The sequence below is a fragment of the Bacteroides cellulolyticus genome, from assembly GCF_025567135.1.
Classification (GTDB): Bacteria; Bacteroidota; Bacteroidia; order Bacteroidales; family Bacteroidaceae; genus Phocaeicola; species Phocaeicola cellulolyticus.
In genome coordinates, this window is the sequence record NZ_JAOQJJ010000002.1 from 327846 (window position 1) to 351290 (window position 23445).

The window sequence follows — 23445 nt, forward strand, 5'->3', positions numbered from 1 at the left end:
TTTTTTGTACATTTGTCTGATTAAAAATTTTTAATATTATGGAAGAACTGATTTTGGAAAGACTTAGACAAGGAGATGAAAAGGCGTTCAAACATATATTTGACCGCTATTATACACTCCTATGTCGCTTTGCAAATCAGATATTAAATGATACTTCTTTGGCCGAAGAGATAGTGGATGATGCCATTTTCTATCTTTGGGAACACCGTGCGGATATTGAAATCACACATACTATCCGCGCATATTTGATGAAATCTGTACGCAACCGTTGTCTTAACGAACTGAATTCATTGTCACACCGTACAGAACATAGCTTTTCCACCTATCTCTCTGATGATAATCTGGAATTTCTCGATACACTTTTTGCCGATGAAAATCATCCTTTGGGAACCCTGATAGAACAGGAATTGGAAGATGAGTTGATGCATTGTATCAATTCATTGCCCGATGAATGTCGTAAAGTTTTCAAGAAAAGCCGTTTCGAACAAAAAAAATATGAAGAAATCGCTCAAGAATTGAATATCTCTGTTAATACGGTTAAATATCACATTAAGAACGCATTAGCATACCTTAATACTCATCTTGCGGAATATCTAAAACTCATTCTGATATATATTTTTATAGAAAAATGAAAAAAAGTTCATTTTTCCACTACCCTATAAATCTATTATTTTGTCTAACCTATAAAGCCACCAATAAAATATATGGAAAGAAAAGAAATACATAAAGAAGAAATAGATAATCTGATATCTATGTACCTTACAGGAAATATAGATACTCAGTCTTTGAAGACTCTTGTTGCCTGGAGTAAGGAGTCGTCAGAGAATAGTCTTTATGTAAGAAACAAGATAGAAATATGGTTTTCATCAGGAGTGGCAGGAAGTGTAACTCCTTTCGATAAGGAAAAAGCTTTCGAAAGATTTAAGAACCGCATTGAAAAAGCTACTATAGCAGAAGAACAGAAGCAACGTTTTACAAAATCGCGCAGCTTGAAGATCTTCTATCGTGTGGCAGCAGCAATACTTATTATATTACTTCCACTTGCCGGTTATTGGGGTGGTATGGAAACTGTCAAGAGCGGATTTTCTGATATAGTGGTAGAAGCGCCAATGGGGGCACGTACCAAACTTTATCTTCCTGACGGTACATTGGTTTGGCTTAACGCCGGTTCAAAAATTACCTACTCACAGGGGTTTGGTGTTGATAATAGAGATCTGACTCTTGAAGGAGAAGGTTATTTTGAGGTTAAGAGGAATGAGGAGGTACCATTTGAAATAAGTACAAAAGAATTGGATTTGACAGTTTTGGGTACTAAATTTAATTTCAGAAATTATGAAGATGATGAAGAAGTCGTAGTAAACCTTCTTGAAGGAAAGGTGAAGTTGAGAAATGAGTTGGTTGCTTCTGCAGATGTATATATGTCGCCTAATGAGAAAGTAATTCTTTCTAAAGAAACAGGCCGTATGGTAAAAACCAAGATAAATACATCCAATTCCAATTTATGGACAAAAGATGAGTTGTATTTTGATGAACTGTTATTGGAAGATATAGCCAAACAATTATCCAGAAGTTTTAATGTAAAAATAGAAGTTGCCGATTCGTTGAAAAATCAACGTTTTTATGGCAGTTTCAGGATTGTAGGCAATTCAATTGAGAAAATATTGGAAACAATATCATCAACTAACAGAATGAAATATAAATACGAAAACAATAGGTATGTAGTATATTGATATTTGGAGAATTATTAACTTTATGTATAACCTAAAAATATTATAGCCTATGACGACATCTACCAGTTAATAAATTTGGGTGTCTGTAAAAAATAAAGGAGAATGCGGCCACATCCTCCTCAATAAAATCAGATACCTTATGAAAGACACCATCAATTATAGATTGCAAATCTAGCAATTCTATACCATTCAGAAAAATAAATTATAAAAGTTTAAATCTAAAACCATTTAATTATGAGATATTTCAGTAAGGCTATGTTAGTAGCCTCGGCAGCGCTTTGCCTAAATTTATCTGCATATTCTCAAGATATATCACTGAAAATCAATAATGTAACAGTGAAAGAGGCAATGGAGCGCGTAAAGAAAGACACAGGATATTCATTTGTATTTTCATCAAAAGATGTAAATACTAGTAAGCGTGTATCGGTATCAGTAAGTGATGCATCAATTGAGGAGGTAATTAAACAGATATTAAAGGGACAGCAAGGTCTAGACTATGAAATTCAGGGTAAAAAGATTGTTTTAAGGAAAACACAGCCGGTGGTTAAACAGTTAAAAAGTGAGGATAATAAAGTCATTGGAAAAATAACCGATAATAACGGAGAACCAATTATTGGAGCAACTATATTAGAGAAAGGAACGACCAATGGTACGGTAAGTGATTTTGATGGAAATTTCTCTTTGAATGTATCACGTAATGGGGAACTTGAAATTTCGTATGTCGGTTACCAGACACAAACCATTAAGGCTACTTCTGGTAAGCTTTTATCTGTTAAAATGAAAGAAGATTCAGAATTACTTGAGGAAGTTGTTGTAGTTGGATATGGAGTACAAAAGAAAGTAAATCTTACCGGTGCAGTATCGTCTATAGATTATGCTTCACAAGTAGATAAGAGACCTATTATTAATGTTGGTACATCACTGGCAGGTATGTCTGCTGGCCTTCAGGTTACTCAAGGATCAGGACGACCAGGTGATGATAATGCTACTATTCGTGTACGCGGTAATACATCATTGAATTCCAACGCTCCTTTGGTTATTGTTGATGGTATGGAATGTGATTTAGGCTCTTTAAATCCTAATGATATAGCTTCTATTTCTGTATTAAAAGATGCAGGATCAACAGCTATTTATGGATCTCGTGCAGCTAATGGTGTTATACTTGTAACAACAAAAAATGGTTCAGAGGAAAAGACTACGGTGAATTATAGCTTTTCAGGTATAGTTCAGAAGGCATATACTAATATTGAAACTGTAAATGATTATTCAAGATATATGTCACTTGTAAATGAGGCTTGTGATAATATAGGAACAAATAGAATATTTTCTGATTATAATATAGAAAAATGGGCTGAAGCAGCGCAAAATCCTTATGGATTAGCGGATAATGGATTACCGAATTATATGGTGTACCCTAACACCAATTGGTTTGATGAATTATTTTCTACAGGATTCTCACAAGAGCATAATTTGTCTATTTCTGGAGGAAGTAAAAAAGTAAGATATTTAGTGTCTGCTGGATATTTAGATAATAGAGGAGTGATTTCTGCTTATGGTGTTAATTCAGGAATTAAAAAAATGAATTTTCGCGCAAATGTTGAGGCTAATCCTTTCAATTGGCTAAAAGTAGGAACACGTATTTTTGGACAATATAAGGATAAAGGAATGGCTAATATTGATAATGCATTTAAGTATTTATATATTACTACTCCTGGAATATATGTTGGTGAACCTAATAAATGGGGTATGATTGCTAATGAAGCAGAAGAATCTATTGGTGCTAACAATATTATGCGTTCTATGTATGGTTCTGATGGTTATGATAAGAATTATAATATTAATGGAACATTTTATGGTGCTATAACTCCATTTAAAGGATTGTCAATTGAAGCTAAAGCAAATATGGTAGCTGGTTTCGGTTATAAATCTAGCTATGGTCGTCCTAATGGTGATTGGAATTACAATACAAATGAAGTTCATTCTACCACTTCTTTGGAAAATGCTAAAATTACAAATTCTACTAATAAATCATTAACAGTAAATACTGAACTGTTGGCTAGATATAATACTGATTTTAATAATTCAGATCATGATTTAGGAGTTTTGTTTGGATATACAACAACTCATTATGAGTCAAGTAATTTTAATGTGCAGAAACAAGGAGCAACAGATTGGACTCTTAATGAATTGTCAACTTATGAGTTGTTGATAAATTCTGGAAGCGGTTTTGGTGAGTGGGCTTTACGTTCTTATTTTGGTCGTGCTAATTATGTATTTAAGGACCGTTATTTATTTGAGGCAAATTTGAGAATAGATGGCTCTTCTAGGTTTGCAAAAGAAAGTAGATATGGTTATTTCCCTTCATTATCTGCTGGTTGGAGAATTTCTGAAGAGAATTTTATGAAAAAGTTTAGTAATCTATCCAATTTAAAGATTCGTGCTTCGTGGGGACAAATGGGTAATAATGCTTCTGGAAATTATGATTGGCAGGCTCTTTATTCTCCTGTGAATGTTGTAATTGGAGGTAATCCAGTTAAAGGTATAGCACAAACAACGTTGTCGAATTCATTGCTTCAATGGGAAAGAACAACTACTACAAATTTAGGTATAGATTTTGGATTATGGGGAAATAAATTATCTGGATCATTAGATGTTTATAATAAATATACTGATGGTATTTTGTATAAGCCTTCTTTGTATTTAACTATGGGTACTATTGGAGCATCTACTCAGAATTTAGCAGAGATAAGAAATAGAGGAATTGAGTTTAGTTTAACATATAATGATAAAATTGGTGAAGATTTTTCTTTCTCTGTTACAACTAATTGGGGTTTCAATAAAAATAAGGTAATGAAATTTAAGGGAAAATTAGAGGAATATTGGACATATGATAAAGATGGTAATAAGGATCAATATTTTACAAATAAAGGTGAAGTAACACAGGGGGGATTTGGTGGTCTTATTTGTGAAGGCCATGAATTAGGAGAGACTTCAATGAGATTTCCGTACAATGGTACAGGTGCAGGATATTCAGGAGAAGGAACTGTTGATCCTAATGCTGGTCCAAAGGATGGAATGATAAGAACTGAAGCTGATATGGAATGGGTTAAAGCAATGATGGATGCTGGTTATAAATTTAATGGCAAGAATTCAGTTGGTAAAGATAAACTATGGTATGGAGATTTAATTTACCAAGATATAAATGGAGATGGTAATTATGGAGATGGAAATGATTTTGCTTTTACTGGTCATTCAAATATTCCTGCTGTAAATGCTGGACTGAATGCTTCATTTGAATGGAAAGGTATAGACTTTTCTATGTTATGGGTTGCTGCATTAGGTTTTCATTTAAATTGGAATAATGTATGGAACAGATCTATAGCTTCACATGGTCAGGCTTTGGCACTTCATGTAGCCGATGATCATTATTTCTATGATCCGGATAAACCAGATGATCCTAGAACGAATATTAATGGTAAATATCCAAGATATACTTTTGGTACGGGTTATGATAATACAATTACAAGTACCTGGTATGAGTATCGTGGAGATTATTTAAAATTGAAAAATATTCAATTGGGTTATTCATTACCTAAAAGGTATATAAATAAAATTCTTTTGAGTAAACTTCGTTTGTTCGTTTCAATGGATAATATTCTTACAATAACAAATTATCCAGGACAAGATCCTGAAGCTGGTGTTGATATTAAATATCCTTTGATGACTCAAGTTACTTTTGGCCTGCAGGCGTCATTTTAATTAAACTAGGAGGTTATATATGAAAAAATATTTATTAATGGCTACAATTTATTGTAGTGTGTTTAGTTCGTGTGTAGATTTGGACTTAAATCCTCATAATCAAATTTCTAGTGGAACGATGTGGACTTCACCTGATTTAGCCCAAAGAGGTATGAATGGTTTGATGGATGAATTCTATTGTAGGGATTTAGGCAATACGCAGCTTGGGCGTCAAGAATCTGGCTTAAATAGACAAGGGATAGAATCTTTGAGCTTTCAAACAGCTTATTATTCAAATAGTAGTCCTTCAACTTTGTTGACTAATGCAACTAAGGGTGCTAATGATTTTCAAATTAAAAGGGAATGGCAGTTCTGCTATACCATAATTCATGCATGTAATGATGCTATAGCAAATCTTCATAAAGCAGGTTTAGACAAGAATACGCTTGAAAGATATTATTGTGAGGCTCGTTTTTTGAGAGCATGGTCATATCATCGTCTAAATATGTTGTATCAAGGAGTTCCAGTTTATTTAGAGCCTATATCTAATGCAGAGTGTACAAAAGGACAATCTTCAGCAGAAGAGGTGTGGAACTATGTCTTAGATGATCTGAAGTTTTGTATTGAAAATGAGAATTTCCCAGATAATACATTAAAAGAAAATTATGGTCGTCCGTCAAAAGGTGCTGCTTATGCTTTAAGAGGAATGGTTTATATGTGGAAAAAAATGTATTCCGAAGCAGTTAAAGACTTTAATAAAGTGAAAGATTGTGGTTATAGTTTATATCAAGGAAAATATATAGATCTTTTCACGAAAAAAAATGAAAAAAATCCAGAAATGATCTTTACCGTTCAGTTTGATGCTGAGACTGGATTTTGTGATAATATTGTACATATGGTAGGTGCTCGTGATAATTATGATAGTTGGACTGAGATAAAACCTTCTGTTGATTTTGTTGACTATTATCAAAATAGTGATGGTAGTAAATTTAATTGGGAGGAAGTTCCAGGGTTAGAAGATTGGAATAAACTAACAGTAAAACAGAGGGAGGTTTTCTTCTGTAGAAATGGGCTGGAAACTTTGGATCCTAAATGGAAAAAAGCAGTAATAAATAGAATTGGACAGGATGTATATGATAAGTATTATTTGAATGATGGTAATGAAGAGCGTATTAAAAAAGCATATGATAATAGAGATCCACGCTTGAAACAGACTATTGCAACTCCTTATGAACCAATAGATTGTTATAAACCTAACTATAATAATAATAATGTTCAGAAAGGTAAAGAGCTAAGATGGCCTGCTATTTCTCAAGGTGGTGATGGAGGTGATTTGTGGCTTGACAAGAGAACATCTGCTTTTTATATGTATAAAAAGTATAATGAGTTTGAAAAGGGAGCAATAGTAGACAGAGATCATTGTGAAACAGATTGGCCTTTAATTAGATATACTGATGTATTATTACAGTTGGCAGAGGCATTAACAGAGTTGAATGATATTGATGGCGCTATAAATTTGGTAAATCAAGTTCGTAGTCGTGCTAATATGCCATCTTTAACTAATGGAGGTTCTGGACCTAATGGAGTTAATGGTAAGGATGATATGCTTGAAAGGATACGTTATGAGAAAAGGGTAGAATTTCCTGTTGAGGCTATTAATTTCTTTGATGAAATAAGATGGGGTACGTTAAAAGAATCAAAATTTCAAGGAAAGAATGAGAATGGAGGTAAATCTTGGTGGGGTGATATCGTTCAAGAACGTTGGTATTATGAGGATTATATGTGGCCTTGGTCCGCTCCTTTGACTGAAATTCAAAAGAATCCAAATCTTACAAGAAGAGAAGGGTGGGCTTATTAAATTTTATAATAAAACAAAGGCTATAAATAATTTATTTGTAGCCTTTGTTTTATTATAGGACTTTTTAATTGTTTTTTTTATAGTAATATGTATATGAAGGTTTTTAATTTTTTTCTTTTTTTCTTTATAATTTTAAGTATGTCATGTAATGATGATACGTTTAATAATAATGGTGATAAACAGGATATAGATACAGTTAAAATAGTCTCACATCCAAGAATATTGTTAAAAGAAGGGGAAGAGAAAAATATAAAGCAATTAATAAATAATTCTGAAGAATTTAATAATGTACATCAATATATATTGAATTCATCAGATAAAATATTAGATTTAGAGCCTGTAGAGAGAGTTTTGGAAGGTAAAAGGCTTTTAGCGGTTTCTAGGGAAGCATTGAGACGTATTTATTTTTTGTCATATACGTATAGGATGACAGAAGATAAAAAATATGCCGAACGTGCAAAAAAAGAGTTATTGTCTGTATGTAATTTTAAAGATTGGAATCCTCAACATTTTTTGGATATTGCGGAAATGATAACTGGAGTTGCAATCGGATATGATTGGTTATATGATTATTTACCAGATGAAATAAGAAAAAAAATTAGAAACGCTATAATAGAAAAAGGTATATTACCGGCAAGAAATACAAAGAATAGTTGGTTTTATAATTCAGAATCAAATTGGAACCAATTTTGTAATTCTGGATTAATAATAGGTGCCTTGGCTATTTATGAGGATCAACCGCAAATGGCCCAGGAAACAATAAATAAAAGTTTGGAATCTATTAATAATTATGGAATGAAAGTCTTTGAACCAGATGGAGCCTATCCTGAAGGATATACTTATTGGGGTGGTGGAACTGGTTTCCAAGTAACTATGATAGAGGCGCTTCTAACTGCTTTATCTAATGACTATGGAATGTGTAATAATATTAATTTTATGCATTCACCCTATTTTATGTTACTTATGATGACTCCTACAGGATTTTGTTATAATTATGGAGATTCTGGAACGGGGGTTAATTTAGAGTCTGCAATGTTTTGGTTTGCTTCCAAATTAAAAGATGAATCATTATTATTTCATGAATATTCTCATTTGCTGAATCTGGACAAATATTTGAAAAATGATGTAGATAGATTATTGCCAAATGTGTTGATTTTTTCAAAAAATATAGATCTAAATAATATGTCTAGTCCTAAACGTAATTATTGGATTAGTGAAGGGGTTAAACCTATTTATATATATAGGGGTGGATGGAATAGTAAAGATGATGTTTATTTGGGAATTGTAGGTGGTGCTGCAAATGTTTCACATGGACATATGGATGCAGGATCATTTTTATTTGAGAAAAATCAGGTTAGGTGGGCTCATGAATTAGGGCTTCAATCATATTCAACTCTAGAGAGCAAAGGTGTTGATTTGTGGAATTATTCACAAACAGGGCAGCGTTGGGATGTATTTCGTTTAGGGAATAGAGGACATTCTACTTTAATAATAAATGATGACAAGCCAAATGTAAATGGAGCTCCCCAAATAATTCAGACATTCGAGACAGCAGAAGAAAAAGGTGCAAAATTAGATTTGTCTTCTCTTTTCTCAAATAACTTAAATAAAGCTATTAGAAAAATAATTTTAAATCGTAATAACGACTTAATTGTTATTGATAGTGTCTTAACAAATAGCAAGCATGCAAAAATAAGATGGCAAATGGTTTCTCAAACAGATGCTAGGATTGATGGAAACGGTATAGTATTGTTTAAAAATGGTCATGAAATGTCTTTAACAGTTAATATCACTCCTAAAGTAGATTATAAGTTAATGATTTGGGGAAATAATAAAACAGATACTAATGAATTGCATGATTATGATCAAGATAATCCTGGAACTTGTAGAGTTGGATTTGAAATAGATGAAGCTGCAATTAATACAAATTATGAATTTAAAGTTTTATTGGAAACTATTAAATAACTATGTTTAGATTTATTTTTTTATTTATTTTCGTTTGTTTTGTGAATAATTTATTTCCAATAGAAAGTCATCCTAGACTTTTATTGAAAAGAGACGAAGAAAACAGAATAAAGATGATGATAATTGAGCATGAACAGATGAAAACAGTTCATGATTATATAATAAAATATTCTGATAAAACTATTGGCGAGTCTCCTGTTAATAGGATAAAGCAGGGTAAACGTTTGTTGGCTGTTTCTAGAATTGCATTACAACGAATATATTTTCTATCATATTCTTATAGAATGACAAAAAATATAAAGTATGCAGAGCGTGCAAAACAAGAGTTGCTAGCTGTGTGTAATTTTCAGGATTGGAATCCTTCTCATTATTTAGATGTTGGTGAAATGGCAATGGCTGTAGCAATAGGCTATGATTGGCTTTACGATTACTTATCTGAAAATGTTAAAATGAAGTTAAGAAAAGCGATAGTTGAGAAAGCTTTTAATACTGCAGAGATAGGAGGTTTCTATGATAGAACAAATAATTGGAATCAAGTTTGTAATGCAGGTTTGGTTTTAGCTGCTTTAGCTATATATGAAGAAGAAAAAGAAAAGTCAGATTATATAATAGATAAAGCTGTTAAGACTGTTCCTTTGGCTATGGAGAGTTATTCTCCTGATGGAATATATCCGGAAGGATTCTCTTATTGGGGATATGGAACAGGATTTCAAGTTACTATGTTGGCTGCAATGGAGAGTGCTTTAGGGACAGACTTTGGATTGTCTGACAATTATGGTTTCTTGAAGTCACCTTATTTTATGTTATATATGACTGCTCCATCTGGATGGTGTTATAATTTTTGTGATTCTGGTAGAAAAATTGATTTGAATCAGGCTATGTATTGGTTTGCATCAAAAAACAAAGATACATCATTGCTATGGTATGAATGTTATTATTTGAAAAGATTGAATAAATATACTGGCAATGATATAGATCGTTTATTGCCAAATATTTTAATTTTTTCTAAAGATATTGATTTAGCTAATTTAAAAGAGCCAAAAGGAAAATTTTTTTCAGGAAAAGGCATTAAACCAGTATTTATATATAGAAGTGGTTGGTCTAATAAAACCGATTCTTATTTAGGTGTGGTTGCAGGTTCACCATCAATACCACATGGACATATGGATTCCGGATCTTTTGTATATGAAAAAAAAGGTGAAAGGTGGGCTATAGATCTTGGACTTCAATCATATTATACATTGGAAAAAGAAGGTGTTGATTTATGGAATAGCTCACAAAATGGTCAACGTTGGGATGTATTCCGTTTGGGAAATACAGGTCATACTACAATCACTATAAATGGTAAAAAACATTTGGTAACAGGCAATCCTGAATTTATTGAAACTTACCAAAAATCAGATTATAAAGGCGCTAAAATAGATATGACATCGTTGTATGGTGATGATGTAAATAATGTCTTACGAAGTGTATATCTTGATAGAAATGATGATTTAAATATTATTGATGAAATTCAAACAAATGACAATAATGCAGAAATAATGTGGACAATGGTTACATCTGCTCAGGCTAAAATAATAAAGGATAATATAATAGAATTATCTAAAAATGGAAAAAAGATGAGATTTCACGTTGAAGCGCCTATAGATATTAATCTGAAAATATGGGATAATAAACCTGTCCATCATTATGATCAGGATAACCCAGGAACTGTAAGAGTTGGTTTTACGGCTGATTTGTCATCAAATGATATATTTAAATTTAAAGTTACTGTAAAAGAATGATTGTTTAACTATTATATGATATGAATATGCTTTTACAAAGATTATTACTGACAATTATTACTATAGTATCATCTGTTAATGTTTTTTCTCAAGATAATATAGCTTCTCATCCGCGTTTACTATTAAAGGCAGATGAAGAAAAAAAAATAGAAAAAATGATTAATGAGGATGTTAATATGGCTTTAGTACATAATGCGATTATAGATTATTGTAATAAGGCTATAAATGAGCCTCCTGTAGAACATGTTTTACAGGGAAAAAGACTACTGGCTAAATCTAATTTAGCTTTTCAACGTGTTTTTTATCTTTCATATGCTTATAGATTGACAAATAATGAGAGATATTTGAAAAGAGCAGAAAAGGAATTAATAACTGTATGTAAATTCAAAGATTGGAATCCGCAACATTTTTTAGATGTCGCAGATATGTTAATGGCTGTTTCTATAGGTTACGATTGGCTATATGATGCTCTTTCAAAAGAAACTTTGGATTTGATAGAAAAAGCTATTATAGAGAAAGGCTTTACTCCTGCTAAAGACGACAGATATAATGGTTTCTATAAAAGGACGAATAACTGGAATCAGGTATGTAATGCTGGTCTGGTAATGGGAGCATTAGCCATTTATGAAAAAAATCCGAAATTGTCACAGAAAATTATAAAATCATCTGTAGAAAGTGTTCCATTGGCTATGGAAGCATATGGTCCTGACGGTGCATATCAGGAGGGTTCTGCATATTGGGGATATGGTACTGGATATGAGGCTATAATGATTTCTGCATTAGAATCTGCATTAGGTACAGATTATGGTCTGACTAAAGATAAAAACTTTATGAAATCGGCATATTTCTTGTTATATACATTGGCTCCTTCAGGAAAGTGCTATAATTATTCTGATGCTGGCTCCTCTGTAGGAATTAATCAGGCATTGTTCTGGTTTGCTAAAAAAATAGGTGATAGCTCTTTGTTGTGGTTTGAATTACCTAAATTAAATGAAAAAAAGAATCATTTATCAAAAGATAGGCTTTTACCTAATATTTTGATAAATGCGAAAGATATAGCAATTGATGAAATAAAAAAGCCTTCTGGTAATTTTTGGTTTAGCCGTGGAATAAAACCTTTGTATGTCTATAGAAGCGGTTGGGATAATCCGGATGATACTTATTTAGGTATAGTCGGTGGTTCAGCAAAAGCTCCACACGGGCATATGGATGCAGGATCATTCGTTTTTGAAAAGAATGGTGTAAGATGGTCAATGGAACTGGGACTCCAGTCTTATTATTCTTTAGAAAAGGAAGGTGTTGATTTATGGAACTCATCTCAAAATGGCCAAAGATGGGATGTATTCCGTTACGGCAATACAGGACATTCAACTTTAACCATAAACGGGAAACATCATTTGGTTGACGGGAATCCTCCAATTGTGGAGACTTACATGAAAGATAATTTGAAAGGAGCAAAAGTGGACTTGAGTTCAATTTTCTCTCAAAGTGTCAAAAGTTCAATAAGAAAAATAACCCTTGACAAAGATGATGTACTTAATATTGAAGATGTAATTGAAACTAATGACTCTGTAGCTGATGTAATGTGGGTAATGGTTACTCCGGCTGAAGCGACGATATTAAATAAGAATCAAATCTTATTGAAAAAGGATGGTAAAGAGATGATTATGACTGTTCACTCAGAATTACCTGTTGAAATGAATATTTGGGATAATAAGCCTGTTCATTATTATGATCAGGATAATCCAGGTACATTAAGGGTTGGATTCAAATGTAAATTGCCTTCTAACTCTAAAAATATTTTCAATGTTGAACTAAAAGATAAAGAATGATATGAGAATATTTTTTTTATTCATTGTACTTACATTAACAACTTTAATTCATTCAGAAAACATTAGAGTAATAGATGTTGATGTAAATAAATCAACCCCAATATCCAGATATTATAATTTTTGTGTAGGAGCAGGAAGGGCGCATGAAGGCTTAAGAGCGGAATGGCAGAAACAATTGGCAGAAATTAAAAAAGAATGCGGATTTAGATATATCCGTTTTCATGGACTTCTGCACGATGATATGGGAGTGTATAAAGAAAAGAATGGAAAACCTGTTTATAATTTTCATTATATAGATGCACTTTATGATTTCCTGTTAAGTATAGACGTCAGACCCTTTGTGGAACTGAGTTTTATGCCGGATGCTTTAAAATCAGGCGAGGAGACTGTTTTTTGGTGGAAAGGTAATAAGACCCCTCCATCTAATAAAGAGAAGTATGCTTCGTTAATATATGAGGTTGTCAAGCATTTTGTTGACAGATATGGAATAGATGAAGTAAAGAAATGGTATTTTGAAATCTGGAATGAGCCTAACCATAAAGGCTTTTTTACAGGAACCCAGGATGATTATTTCGAAATGTATAAAATAGCTGCGACTGCGGTAAAAAAGGTTTCGGATAAACTAAAAGTTGGAGGACCTGCTACCGCTGGTAATGCCTGGGTAGAGGATATGATAAAATTTTGTGATAAAAATACAATACCATTGGACTTTATTTCTACTCATACCTATGGTTTGAAAGGTTTTTTCGATGAGTATGGAGTAAAAAAATTGGGACTCAATTCTGATTATGACTGTATGGTAAAAGATGTATCCAAAGTAAGGAATGCAATGACAGAATTAGGGAAAAAAGATATGGAACTTCATTATACCGAGTTTAGCAGTTCTTTTTCCAGTCATGACCTTATACATGATACCTATCAAAATGCAACATATATTTTGAATACATTGAGAAAGAGTCAAGATTATGTTACTTCAATGTCATATTGGACTTTTACTGATATATTTGAAGAAGCCGGTACTGTAGGAGACGCGTTCCATGGTGGATTTGGTCTGGTAAATTGGCATAGTATAAAGAAACCTACTTTTTATGCATATTCATTTTTAAATAAGTTATACAAATCTGAAATCCAGAATTCAGACAAATCATCTTGGATAACAAAAGATGAAAAAGGAAACTATGCAGCTTTAATTTATGATTTTACAATGCCTGAATTTGAAAAGTTTGATACTAACAGAAGTTATTTTATAAAAGACAGGCCCGATACATCAAAGGGTAAAATTCAATTAAAGCTTGATGGAGTCAGAGATGGTAAATATATACTTTATATTTATAAAGTTGGGTATAGACATTGTGATGCAAATTCGACATATATAGATATGGGAAGACCTTCTCAGTTGAGTTTACAACAAATTGAGGCTTTGAAGGAAGTGTCAAGAATAAAACCTGAAGTATTTAGTGTAGAATTGAATAATGGATTGTTTGAACTTGATCTTGATTGGCGTTCCAATATGATGTATTTTATCAAATTGTCTGTAATGTAATTCATTTTGTGTTTTTATAACAATAAAAAAAACGGATATGAAAAAGTTCGTCTTTATATTCGTTACATTGATAAATTCGATGTTAGTATTTGCAGATACATATCCAACTCATGTTTTATATAATGGTGATATGAAAATTACGTATCTGTTGCCAGATAATAATAAAGGTTATTACAGATCTTCAAAATTTGATTGGGGAAGCATGTTGGCACAGATTGAGTATAAGGATTGTTTGTTTTTACAGGATTGGAGAGGATATAGTGGAAGACCGCCGGTTGGAAATCACGATCCCCTGATACCTAATACAGGAACAGGACTTGCTGAAGAATTTAATGATCCACAGGGATATGATGATAAAACGAATAACGGATATTTTGTAAAGATAGGTGTTGGACTATTGAAAAAAGATGGTGATTCCGAATATGACCCTGCAAAATATTATGATATAATAGATGCAGGAGAGAGAACATTACATTTTGATAATAATAGTATTCAAGTAATTCATTCTTTGAAAACAGATATCGGTTATCATTATATCCTGACACGTGAATACAAACTGGAAGGTAATAAATTAATAGTAAATCATAGACTGGAAAATAAAGGGAAGAAAGTTATTAAGACCAGAATGTTTTCTCATAATTTTTTCCAATTTAATTACAGAAAGACTGACTCTGATATGGTTTTACGTTTCTTGAACAGTAAAATTTCGATACCAGAGAATATTGAATGGGTTAATAAGGAAAGAATGATATTCGGACATAACGAATTATATGTAAATCATCCATTAGATGATTTTAAGCGTTGTTGCGGTAATCTTGATTTGGAACCACCCATTGGCAATTTCACTTTATTTAATTCAAGAACGAACATGTCTGTAACAGTGGCATCTTCGGAACCTGTAGTTTCAATAGGACTTTGGTTCTGGCAGAATGCATATTGTCCCGAGCATTGGATTATGGTAGAAGTTTTGCCGGAAAAAGATTTTTCATGGTCTTTTGAATATTCATTTATTCCTATTAAGTGATTGAACATATTTTTTAAAATTATAATATGAAAAAAGAAGTTGTTTTTGGAACCATATTTTTAATGGTAGCTTTTTGCGGAAGATTATCAAGTAAAAACAGCCATATTAATTCATTTTCATGTGACAATAATTTACAGGTATCGGCTGCTATATCCAAAACATCGGATTTTACTTTTAATCTGTATAAAAATCCTTTTAGCTGTTTTGGTTCACACATGTCTCTCTTATGTAGTTATGATGATGTATTGGGTACAGATTCTCTTATATTGACAGATTTGACAAAAGGCAGAGAGGCGGATAAACTTTTGTTTCAGATAAATCCGGTAAATGTCAATAATAAACATGAAAAAGTACATTATACAGCAACTCCAATCGAATTAAGAGGTAAGACGAAAGACGGAAATATAAGCATCTTTTTTGAATCTCCTCAAGTTCTTCATATATGCTCAGATAATCTAGATTTACAATTTTCAGGTAGATATGAGGGTAACGCATATTCATTTCCTTTTCAAGAAGATGTATTCCATTTGAATGGACAATATAATAATACATTTATAGTCCGTGATAAAGGAATAGCAATTACAGTAAAATCAGGCATATTGAGCTACAATAATAATTGCTTTTTATTGAAAAAGGACAGTAAAAGGAAGATAGAAGTTGTTGTTGAACAATATTTCGGTGATTGGATTCCTAAACACTATACAACATCAAAAGAGATAATTCTGGATAGATTGAAAAAAGAATATAGTGAATGGGAAAACAAGATAGCATCTGTAAGTCCTGAATATGAAGAAGGACGTAAACTGGCAAGTTATATGAGTTGGTCCTGTATGTATGAACCAAGAGGAAATATCACCAGATATGGAATGTCTATGTCTAAAGGATTTATGCTTTATATATGGAGTTGGGACCATTGCTTTAATGCATTGGGATTAAGTTACAGTCATCCCAAATTATCATGGGATCAATTTATGATTATGTTTGACCATCAGGATAATCGGACCGGGGCTTTACCTGATTATATTGGCGCAAACAATAAATTATGGACAGTTAAGAAACCTCCAATTCATGGATGGACCTTATCATTATTGTTACAACAATATGTTCCTGAAAAAGATAAACTGGAAGAAGTCTATAATAAATTGTCAAACTGGACCAACTACTGGTTGAATTGTCGTGATGATGATGGAAATGGACTTCCACAATATTATCATGGAATGGATTCGGGTTGGGATAACGGTACTTGTTTTGATGTTGGAATGCCTGCGGAAGGTCCTGATCTGGCAGCTTTTTTGGTATTACAAATGGAAGTCCTGTCAAATTTGGCAGAAAAGTTATCTGATAGTTTAGCGGCAAAGAAATGGAATGAATGCAGCAAAACAATGCTTGATAGACTCATAAAAGAATTTTGGAATGGAGAGAAATTTATAACTCGTAGAACAGGTACTCATGAGGTTAATCCAAACAGTCAAAGTCTAATGAGTTATTTACCTATAGTTTTAGGAAAAAGGCTGCCCAAAGATATACGTGAGAAAATGATTTCGGATTTGAAAAAGGAAGGTTTCTTACTTACTCCTTATGGCTTAGCATCTGAAAGTCCCAAAAGTTTACTTTATGAATCTGACGGCTATTGGAGAGGTCCCATATGGGCTCCTACTACACTGATAGTAATAGACGGATTGAAACAATGCGGAGAGGTAGGACTGGCAAAAGAAATAGCAAAACGTTTCTGTGATACATGTATGAAATCAGGGTTTGCTGAAAATTTTGATGCATTAACCGGAGAAGCATTAAGAGATGTCAGTTATACGTGGACGTCCAGTGTTTTCCTGGTTTTAGCTCATGAGTATTTAAAATAAATTTTTATGATATAATTTATGGAAAAGAAAAGATTTTTATTGTTTCTATTATATTCTGTTTTTTGTGTTGCATTAATTGCAAAAGTGAAATTACCATCTATAATTTCAGATAATATGGTATTGCAACAACAGACAAGAGTTAAGTTATGGGGTACATCAAGTAAGAAAACGGATATAAAGGTATCTACATCATGGAATGATAAGGTTTACAAAACGAAATCAGATTCTGAAGGAAAATGGGAAATAATAATTGAGACAGCGAAGGCTGGCGGACCTTATAAAATTGTCATAAATGATGGTGATACTGTAGAACTTAATGATATTTTTTTAGGAGAAGTGTGGTTATGCTCCGGACAGTCAAATATGGAAATGCCAATGAAAGGTTTTTTCGGACAGCCTGTTGAGCATTCTTCTGAAGTGATAGCTGATGCTACAGCATCAACTCCTATACGTCTTTTTACTGTTAAGAGAAACCCTTCAAAGGTATCACTTGAAGATTGTCCTGGAGAATGGATGATTAATGTTCCCGAGAATGTAGCAAACTTTAGTGCGACTGCATATTTTTTCGGGCTTCAGTTACAGCGCTCTTTGAATGTGCCTGTAGGATTGGTAAATTCAAGTTGGGGTGGTTCTGCTATACAGTCGTGGATGGATTCCGAAGTTCTTAAACAATATCCGGAAATTTCACAAAATCATTTGACAGATAATTCTGAAGTAAAGAATCCTCATTCTGTAGCCTCTATGCTCTATAACGGAATGATCAATCCAATAAAGAAGTATACTTTTAAAGGAGTGATATGGTATCAAGGAGAATCTAACAGATATGATGCTGTTCAATATGAATCCCTTTTTCAGTCATTTGTAAAAGACTGGCGTATTAAGTTGAATAATGATAAATTACCATTCTATTATGTACAAATAGCTCCATATAATTATGGGAATAAGGATGCAATAGTTTCAGCCTTATTGAGAGAAGCTCAGTATAATTGTGAGAAGAAAATTGATAATGTCGGTATGGTAGTTACGATGGATATTGGTAATGAGACATGCATCCATCCTTCTCAAAAGAAAGAGGTTGGAAGCAGATTGGCATATATGGCATTGTCGAGGACATATAATATAAAAGGTATATATGCCGAGTCTCCAAGATATAAGTCGCATGAGGTAAAAGGAAATAGGATTGTTATTTCATTTGAAAGAGCCCCTTTGGGTATAACATCAAATTATAAACCTTTGCAAAGTTTTGAGATAGCTGGTGAGGATGGAATATTTTATCCGGCTGAGGCTCGTATTGTCAATAGAAAATTTGTAGAAGTTTGGAATGATGGTGTGAAGAATCCTGTTTCTGTTCGATATGCTTATAAAAATTATGTTGAAGGTACTCTGTTCGGTGTAAATGGTATGCCTGTATCTTCATTTGTAACTGAAAACAATAACAATTAAATAATTATTTATATGATAAGTAATAAAATTATATGTTTAGGAGCTTATGTCTGTTGTATATTAGGGGGATTAACATCGTGTACTCAAAAAGAAACAGGCCATAATGATTTTTTTGAAAAGAATGTAACTTTTGTAGCTGAGCAACAAAAGTTACAGGTTGAAGAAATAAATAAGACCGGGAAAATATTATACCCAAGAACAATAAAGGATGGAAGTATTTATTATACTCCTATAAGAGATTGGTGTGTAGGATTTTTTCCCGCAAATTTATGGATGACCTATAAATTGACAGGTGATGAAAAATGGAAGGTGCAAGCAGAAAAGTTTACCGAGCGTCTTGATACTTTACAATATTTGACAACGACACATGATTTAGGTTTTATGGTTGGATGCCCATATCTGGCTGGAATACGTTTTGCAGATAAAGAAGATTATAAACCTGTTATAGTTCAGGCAGCAAAATCATTGTCAACCAGGTTCAGACCTAATGCAGGTGTGATACAGTCCTGGGATGTAAATGGAGGATGGCAAAAGGAACGTGGATGGAAATGTCCTGTTATAATTGACAATATGATGAATCTGGAATTACTCTTTGAAGCCTCATTGATCTCAGGTGATTCTGTATATTATGACATAGCAGTAAAGCATGCTGATACGACTTTGAAGAATCATTTTAGGGAAGATAATAGTTCATATCATGTGGTTGACTACGATCCTGAAACAGGTGAGGTTCGCAGTAGACAAACTGCGCAAGGATATGCTGATGAATCAGCATGGTCTCGTGGACAAGCGTGGGGACTTTATGGATATACAGTTTGTTATCGTTATACCAAAGACAGGAAGTATATTGATCAAGCTGTGAAAATAGCGGATTTTATATTCAATAATAAAAACCTTCCCAAAGATATGGTTCCTTATTGGGACTATAATGCTTCTGATATACCTGATGAGCCTCGTGATGCATCAGCTGCAGCAATAACTGCATCTGCTCTTTACGAACTTTCTGGATATACAGGTAATAATGATTATATTGTTAAGGCTGATTATATTTTAAAGTCTTTGTCTAATGCAGACTATCAGGCCAAGTTAGGGGAAAATGGCAATTTCATATTAATGCACTCTGTAGGAAGCCTTCCTCATGGTAATGAAATAGACGTACCTCTGAATTATGCTGATTATTATTATCTTGAGGCGTTATTGAGGATGAAAGAATTAAACAAAAAATAAGAAATAGTATGAGAAAGTTTTTATTTACATTGTTGGTAATTATTTTGTTGCCGAATCTTTCTAACGCAATAGAATATACATCTGTTACCTTAAAAAAATCAGATATGGAGATATTATTATTTCCTCCTGATAAAGATAACGGCTATTACCGTGCTTCAAGATTCGATTGGGGAAGTATATTGGGACAAATAAAATATAAGGGGAAAACGTTTTTGCAAGAATGGAAAGGATATTCAGGTAGGCCTCCAAAGGGAGATCATGATCCTCTGGTACCTAATACAGGTACAGGCTTGTCAGAAGAATTTACTATACCGCAAGGGTATGATGAAGCTAAACCAGGTGACAGCTTTGTTAAAATAGGAGTTGGGGTATTGCTTAAGGATGATGACTCAAAATATTCTTTTGCCAAACCATACAAGATTCTCGATAATGGTGACTGGAAAGTAGATAAGAAAAAGAACAGAATTGTGCTCAGACATCGTTTGCAGTCTGAAATAGGTTACGGATATATACTTAAGAGAGAGTATATTATTAATGGTAATAATTTAATAGTAAGACATGAATTGAAGAATATAGGAGAAAAGAAGATTGTTACAGAAACTTATTCTCATAACTTCATGCAGTTGGACTATAGTAATATAGGACCAGATTACTCTTTGACATTCTTAAAGAATGATATTGATATATCAAAACATAAATGGACTACTGTAAAACGGATTTCCTTAAATAAGAATGTAATTAATGTAAAATCTGAAATAAATGATTTCATTCCTTGTTTTGGTGATCTGGATGTACTATCAGGGTATGGAGATTTTAGATTACATAGCAAAAAGACCGGGACATCTGTAGAAATGTCCTTGGACAAGAAAGTTTCATCATTCTGTGTTTGGTTTTGGCAACGAGCTTTTTGTGCAGAACCGAGGGTAATGATTGATATAGAACCTGGTCAAAAGGCTTCTTGGGAATATGTTTACACTTTTAATGTTGATTTATAATAGAAATATAACATGAAAAACTTTAAATTATTATTATTTGTTTGTGCGCTTTTACCCAATATTGCATGGGCTGGCAGTAATATTGAGAAAATAAATAACGGTATTTCTTTCGTAACACAGGGTATGAACTTTAAAATTGAGTTTTATACTGATGATATTGTGAGGGTGCATAAAACTCCGACAGGTATGCCATGTGGAAAAGAAAGTCTGGTAGTAGATTTACAAAAATCCAATGTCGGATTAAATGTTGAGAATATGGACGGTATGGTAGAAATATCTTCTCCAACCTTGATAGTTAAAGTAAATACAGAAACAGGTGGAATACGTTTCCTGGATAAAAATGTTAGGAACCTGATTTTGGACAAGGATTATGGAACCAGTTTTTCTAATAATCTTTCTCCTGATACGAAAGATGCATACGTAGTTCGCAATGAGTTCCTGTTGGATAAGGATGAACCTATATATGGATTAGGGCAGATATTAGACAATAGGTTAAACCGCCGTAATTCGAACCATCACCTTCAGAATGAGAATATGAATACAATATCACCTTTTTTTATGTCTATAAAAGGATATGGTTTATATTTTGACAACTATTCAATTTCTGATTTTGAAGACAATCCGCAAGGCCTTTCTTTAGAAAGTTTCGGAACATGTTCGGACTATTACTTTATGTATGGCAAAACTGCTGACGGTGTAGTAGCCCAGATGAGAACACTTACAGGTAAGGCTCCTATGTTACCGTTATGGGCATACGGTTTCTTCCAAAGTAAAGAGAGATATAAAACACAGGATGAGAGCCTGGAAGTCCTAAAAAAATACAGGGATCTTAATATTCCAATTGATTGCATAATACAGGACTGGAGATATTGGCCGGAATATGAAAATGATAGTATATGGAATTCATTCAGTTTTGATAAAAAACGTTTTCCTGACCCAAAGAAATGGATAGATGAGATACATAAACTGAATGCAAAGCTTATGATTGTCGCATGGCCTTGTTTTGCTCCTTATAGTCCACAGCGTAAAACTTTTGAGGAAAATGGAATGTTGTTGGACTTTATATCTTACCCGCCAAAATCAGGAGTAAAACCGTATGATGTGTTTAATCCTAAAGCACGCGAAATATATTGGGATCTTCTGAACAAAGGTATTTATAGCTATATCAACAATGATGGATGGTGGTTGGATTCGACAGAGCCGGATCACATGTTTCCAAAACCGGAAGATTATGAGCTGAAAACTTATATGGGAACATATAAAACAGTTAAGAATGCATATTCTTTATTGCATAATAAGGGAATATCCACCAGAACAAAAGCAGCCAATAAAGATAAACGAGTTGTTATATTGACCCGTTCTGGTTTCGTCGGACAACAGGAATACGGATCAATAACATGGAGTGGAGATGTGCGTTCAACTTGGGAGAATCTTGAAAAGCAAATACCGGCTGCTCTTAGCTTCTCGTTAATGGGATTGCCTTACTGGAACTCGGATATTGGTGGATTTCAGGCTTACGGATGGCATAAACAGGGAGGAACCAAATGTCCGGAATATCAGGAACTATATTTGAGATGGATGCAGTTCGGTCTTTTCTCAACAATGATGAGAAGTCACGGAACAGGATTACCAAGAGAAATATGGCGTTTTGGTGAAAAAGGAGATTGGTGTTTTGATGCACAGGAGAAGTGTATAAATTTAAGATATGCTTTATTGCCTTACATTTATAGTACTTCATGGAACGTCTCAAAATATGACGGAACATTTATGCGTGCATTGTTCATGGATTTCCCTGAAGACAAGAATACGCATAATCTCGGAAGCCAGTTTTTGTTCGGAAAATCAATAATGGTAGCTCCTGTAACAAAATATAATGTTGACAGTTGGAAAATTTATTTACCACAGGGTGTTCAATGGTATGATTATTGGACTAATGAAGTAAAAGAAGGAGGAGAATATATAACCCGTAATGTAGATAAGGCTACAATTCCTCTTTATATAAAAGCTGGTAGTATAATTCCTTTGGGTCCTAAAGTCCAGTATTCTACACAAAAGAAATGGGATAATCTGACTGTAAAGGTATATCCTGGAAAAGACGGTGATTTTATTTTGTATGAGGACGAGTTTGACAATTACAATTATGAGAACGGATATTATACAGAAATAAAGTTTTCTTGGAATGATGATGAAAAAACGTTAGTTATCGGAGATAGAAGCGGAAAATACAAAGGGATGATTTCAAAAAGGAAATTTACAGTAGAATTGCCAACAGGTGAAAAGAAGGTTGTTTCTTATTCCGGTAAGAAAAAAGAAGTGAAGTTTTGAATAACTAAATAATATAATAAGTAACTATTCAAAATTAATTTTATACATATGAGTAATTCACAAATAAGTTCGTACCTACAGATGCCAGTGCCCTGTTTGTACAATAGAAAAGCGAGTCCTTA

14 protein-coding genes are annotated in these 23445 nt (G+C 33.1%); all 14 read left to right on the forward strand.

The genetic code is table 11. The features are described from left to right. Window positions 1–38 precede the first annotated feature (38 nt). The 14 genes from OCV82_RS04585 (at window position 39) to OCV82_RS04650 (ending at window position 23323) form a co-directional block, all read left to right on the forward strand. Window positions 39–632: an RNA polymerase sigma-70 factor gene (locus OCV82_RS04585; protein WP_154043331.1), complete on the forward strand. Its 594-nt coding sequence runs from the start codon at window positions 39–41 to the stop codon at window positions 630–632. Between the two features lie 72 nt (window positions 633–704). Beyond that, complete coding sequence (locus tag OCV82_RS04590; protein ID WP_154043332.1) at window positions 705–1730, forward strand: FecR family protein; 1026 nt, start codon at window positions 705–707, stop codon at window positions 1728–1730. A 234-nt stretch (window positions 1731–1964) separates the two neighbouring features. After that, window positions 1965–5489 carry a TonB-dependent receptor gene (locus OCV82_RS04595; RefSeq protein WP_154043333.1) on the forward strand — a complete coding sequence of 1175 codons (3525 nt, stop codon included), beginning with the start codon at window positions 1965–1967 and terminating at the stop codon, window positions 5487–5489. A gap of 19 nt (window positions 5490–5508) precedes the next feature. After that, entirely contained in the window at window positions 5509–7326 is a 1818-nt protein-coding gene (locus OCV82_RS04600; RefSeq protein WP_154043334.1) for a RagB/SusD family nutrient uptake outer membrane protein, read from the forward strand. A gap of 93 nt (window positions 7327–7419) precedes the next feature. Then, window positions 7420–9291, forward strand: a complete 1872-nt coding sequence (locus OCV82_RS04605) for a heparinase II/III domain-containing protein (protein WP_262542950.1) — start codon at window positions 7420–7422, stop codon at window positions 9289–9291. A gap of 113 nt (window positions 9292–9404) precedes the next feature. Next, the gene (locus OCV82_RS04610) at window positions 9405–11075 is read left to right on the forward strand and encodes a heparinase II/III domain-containing protein (RefSeq protein ID WP_262542951.1); all 1671 of its coding nucleotides are present in this window, start codon (window positions 9405–9407) and stop codon (window positions 11073–11075) included. Between the two features lie 20 nt (window positions 11076–11095). Beyond that, on the forward strand, window positions 11096–12907 hold the full coding sequence (locus OCV82_RS04615) for a DUF4962 domain-containing protein (protein ID WP_154043337.1): 1812 nt from the start codon (window positions 11096–11098) through the stop codon (window positions 12905–12907). A 1-nt stretch (window position 12908) separates the two neighbouring features. Next, window positions 12909–14450 carry a GH39 family glycosyl hydrolase gene (locus tag OCV82_RS04620; RefSeq protein WP_154043338.1) on the forward strand — a complete coding sequence of 514 codons (1542 nt, stop codon included), beginning with the start codon at window positions 12909–12911 and terminating at the stop codon, window positions 14448–14450. Between the two features lie 37 nt (window positions 14451–14487). Further along, complete coding sequence (locus tag OCV82_RS04625; RefSeq protein WP_154043339.1) at window positions 14488–15474, forward strand: aldose epimerase family protein; 987 nt, start codon at window positions 14488–14490, stop codon at window positions 15472–15474. Window positions 15475–15500: 26 nt separating this feature from the next. Continuing rightward, window positions 15501–17333, forward strand: a complete 1833-nt coding sequence (locus tag OCV82_RS04630) for an amylo-alpha-1,6-glucosidase (protein WP_154043340.1) — start codon at window positions 15501–15503, stop codon at window positions 17331–17333. A gap of 114 nt (window positions 17334–17447) precedes the next feature. Beyond that, window positions 17448–18776, forward strand: a complete 1329-nt coding sequence (locus OCV82_RS04635) for a sialate O-acetylesterase (protein ID WP_262542952.1) — start codon at window positions 17448–17450, stop codon at window positions 18774–18776. 12 nt (window positions 18777–18788) lie between these two features. After that, window positions 18789–20003 (forward strand): glycoside hydrolase family 88 protein, encoded by a 1215-nt coding sequence (locus tag OCV82_RS04640; protein ID WP_154043342.1) that lies wholly within the window; start codon window positions 18789–18791, stop codon window positions 20001–20003. Between the two features lie 8 nt (window positions 20004–20011). After that, on the forward strand, window positions 20012–20998 hold the full coding sequence (locus OCV82_RS04645; protein ID WP_154043343.1) for a hypothetical protein: 987 nt from the start codon (window positions 20012–20014) through the stop codon (window positions 20996–20998). A 12-nt stretch (window positions 20999–21010) separates the two neighbouring features. Then, window positions 21011–23323, forward strand: coding sequence for a glycoside hydrolase family 31 protein (locus OCV82_RS04650; RefSeq protein ID WP_154043344.1), 2313 nt, complete (start codon window positions 21011–21013; stop codon window positions 23321–23323). The last annotated feature ends 122 nt before the right edge of the window (window positions 23324–23445 follow it).

Bases quoted from the DNA above. Each gene is read 5' to 3' on its own strand.
- OCV82_RS04585 (WP_154043331.1), top strand. From the start codon at position 39: ATGGAAGAACTGATTTTGGAAAGACTTAGACAAGGAGATGAAAAGGCG.
- OCV82_RS04590 (WP_154043332.1), top strand. From the start codon at position 705: ATGGAAAGAAAAGAAATACATAAAGAAGAAATAGATAATCTGATATCT.
- OCV82_RS04595 (WP_154043333.1), top strand. From the start codon at position 1,965: ATGAGATATTTCAGTAAGGCTATGTTAGTAGCCTCGGCAGCGCTTTGC.
- OCV82_RS04600 (WP_154043334.1), top strand. From the start codon at position 5,509: ATGAAAAAATATTTATTAATGGCTACAATTTATTGTAGTGTGTTTAGT.
- OCV82_RS04605 (WP_262542950.1), top strand. From the start codon at position 7,420: ATGAAGGTTTTTAATTTTTTTCTTTTTTTCTTTATAATTTTAAGTATG.
- OCV82_RS04610 (WP_262542951.1), top strand. From the start codon at position 9,405: ATGATGATAATTGAGCATGAACAGATGAAAACAGTTCATGATTATATA.
- OCV82_RS04615 (WP_154043337.1), top strand. From the start codon at position 11,096: ATGAATATGCTTTTACAAAGATTATTACTGACAATTATTACTATAGTA.
- OCV82_RS04620 (WP_154043338.1), top strand. From the start codon at position 12,909: ATGAGAATATTTTTTTTATTCATTGTACTTACATTAACAACTTTAATT.
- OCV82_RS04625 (WP_154043339.1), top strand. From the start codon at position 14,488: ATGAAAAAGTTCGTCTTTATATTCGTTACATTGATAAATTCGATGTTA.
- OCV82_RS04630 (WP_154043340.1), top strand. From the start codon at position 15,501: ATGAAAAAAGAAGTTGTTTTTGGAACCATATTTTTAATGGTAGCTTTT.
- OCV82_RS04635 (WP_262542952.1), top strand. From the start codon at position 17,448: ATGGTATTGCAACAACAGACAAGAGTTAAGTTATGGGGTACATCAAGT.
- OCV82_RS04640 (WP_154043342.1), top strand. From the start codon at position 18,789: ATGATAAGTAATAAAATTATATGTTTAGGAGCTTATGTCTGTTGTATA.
- OCV82_RS04645 (WP_154043343.1), top strand. From the start codon at position 20,012: ATGAGAAAGTTTTTATTTACATTGTTGGTAATTATTTTGTTGCCGAAT.
- OCV82_RS04650 (WP_154043344.1), top strand. From the start codon at position 21,011: ATGAAAAACTTTAAATTATTATTATTTGTTTGTGCGCTTTTACCCAAT.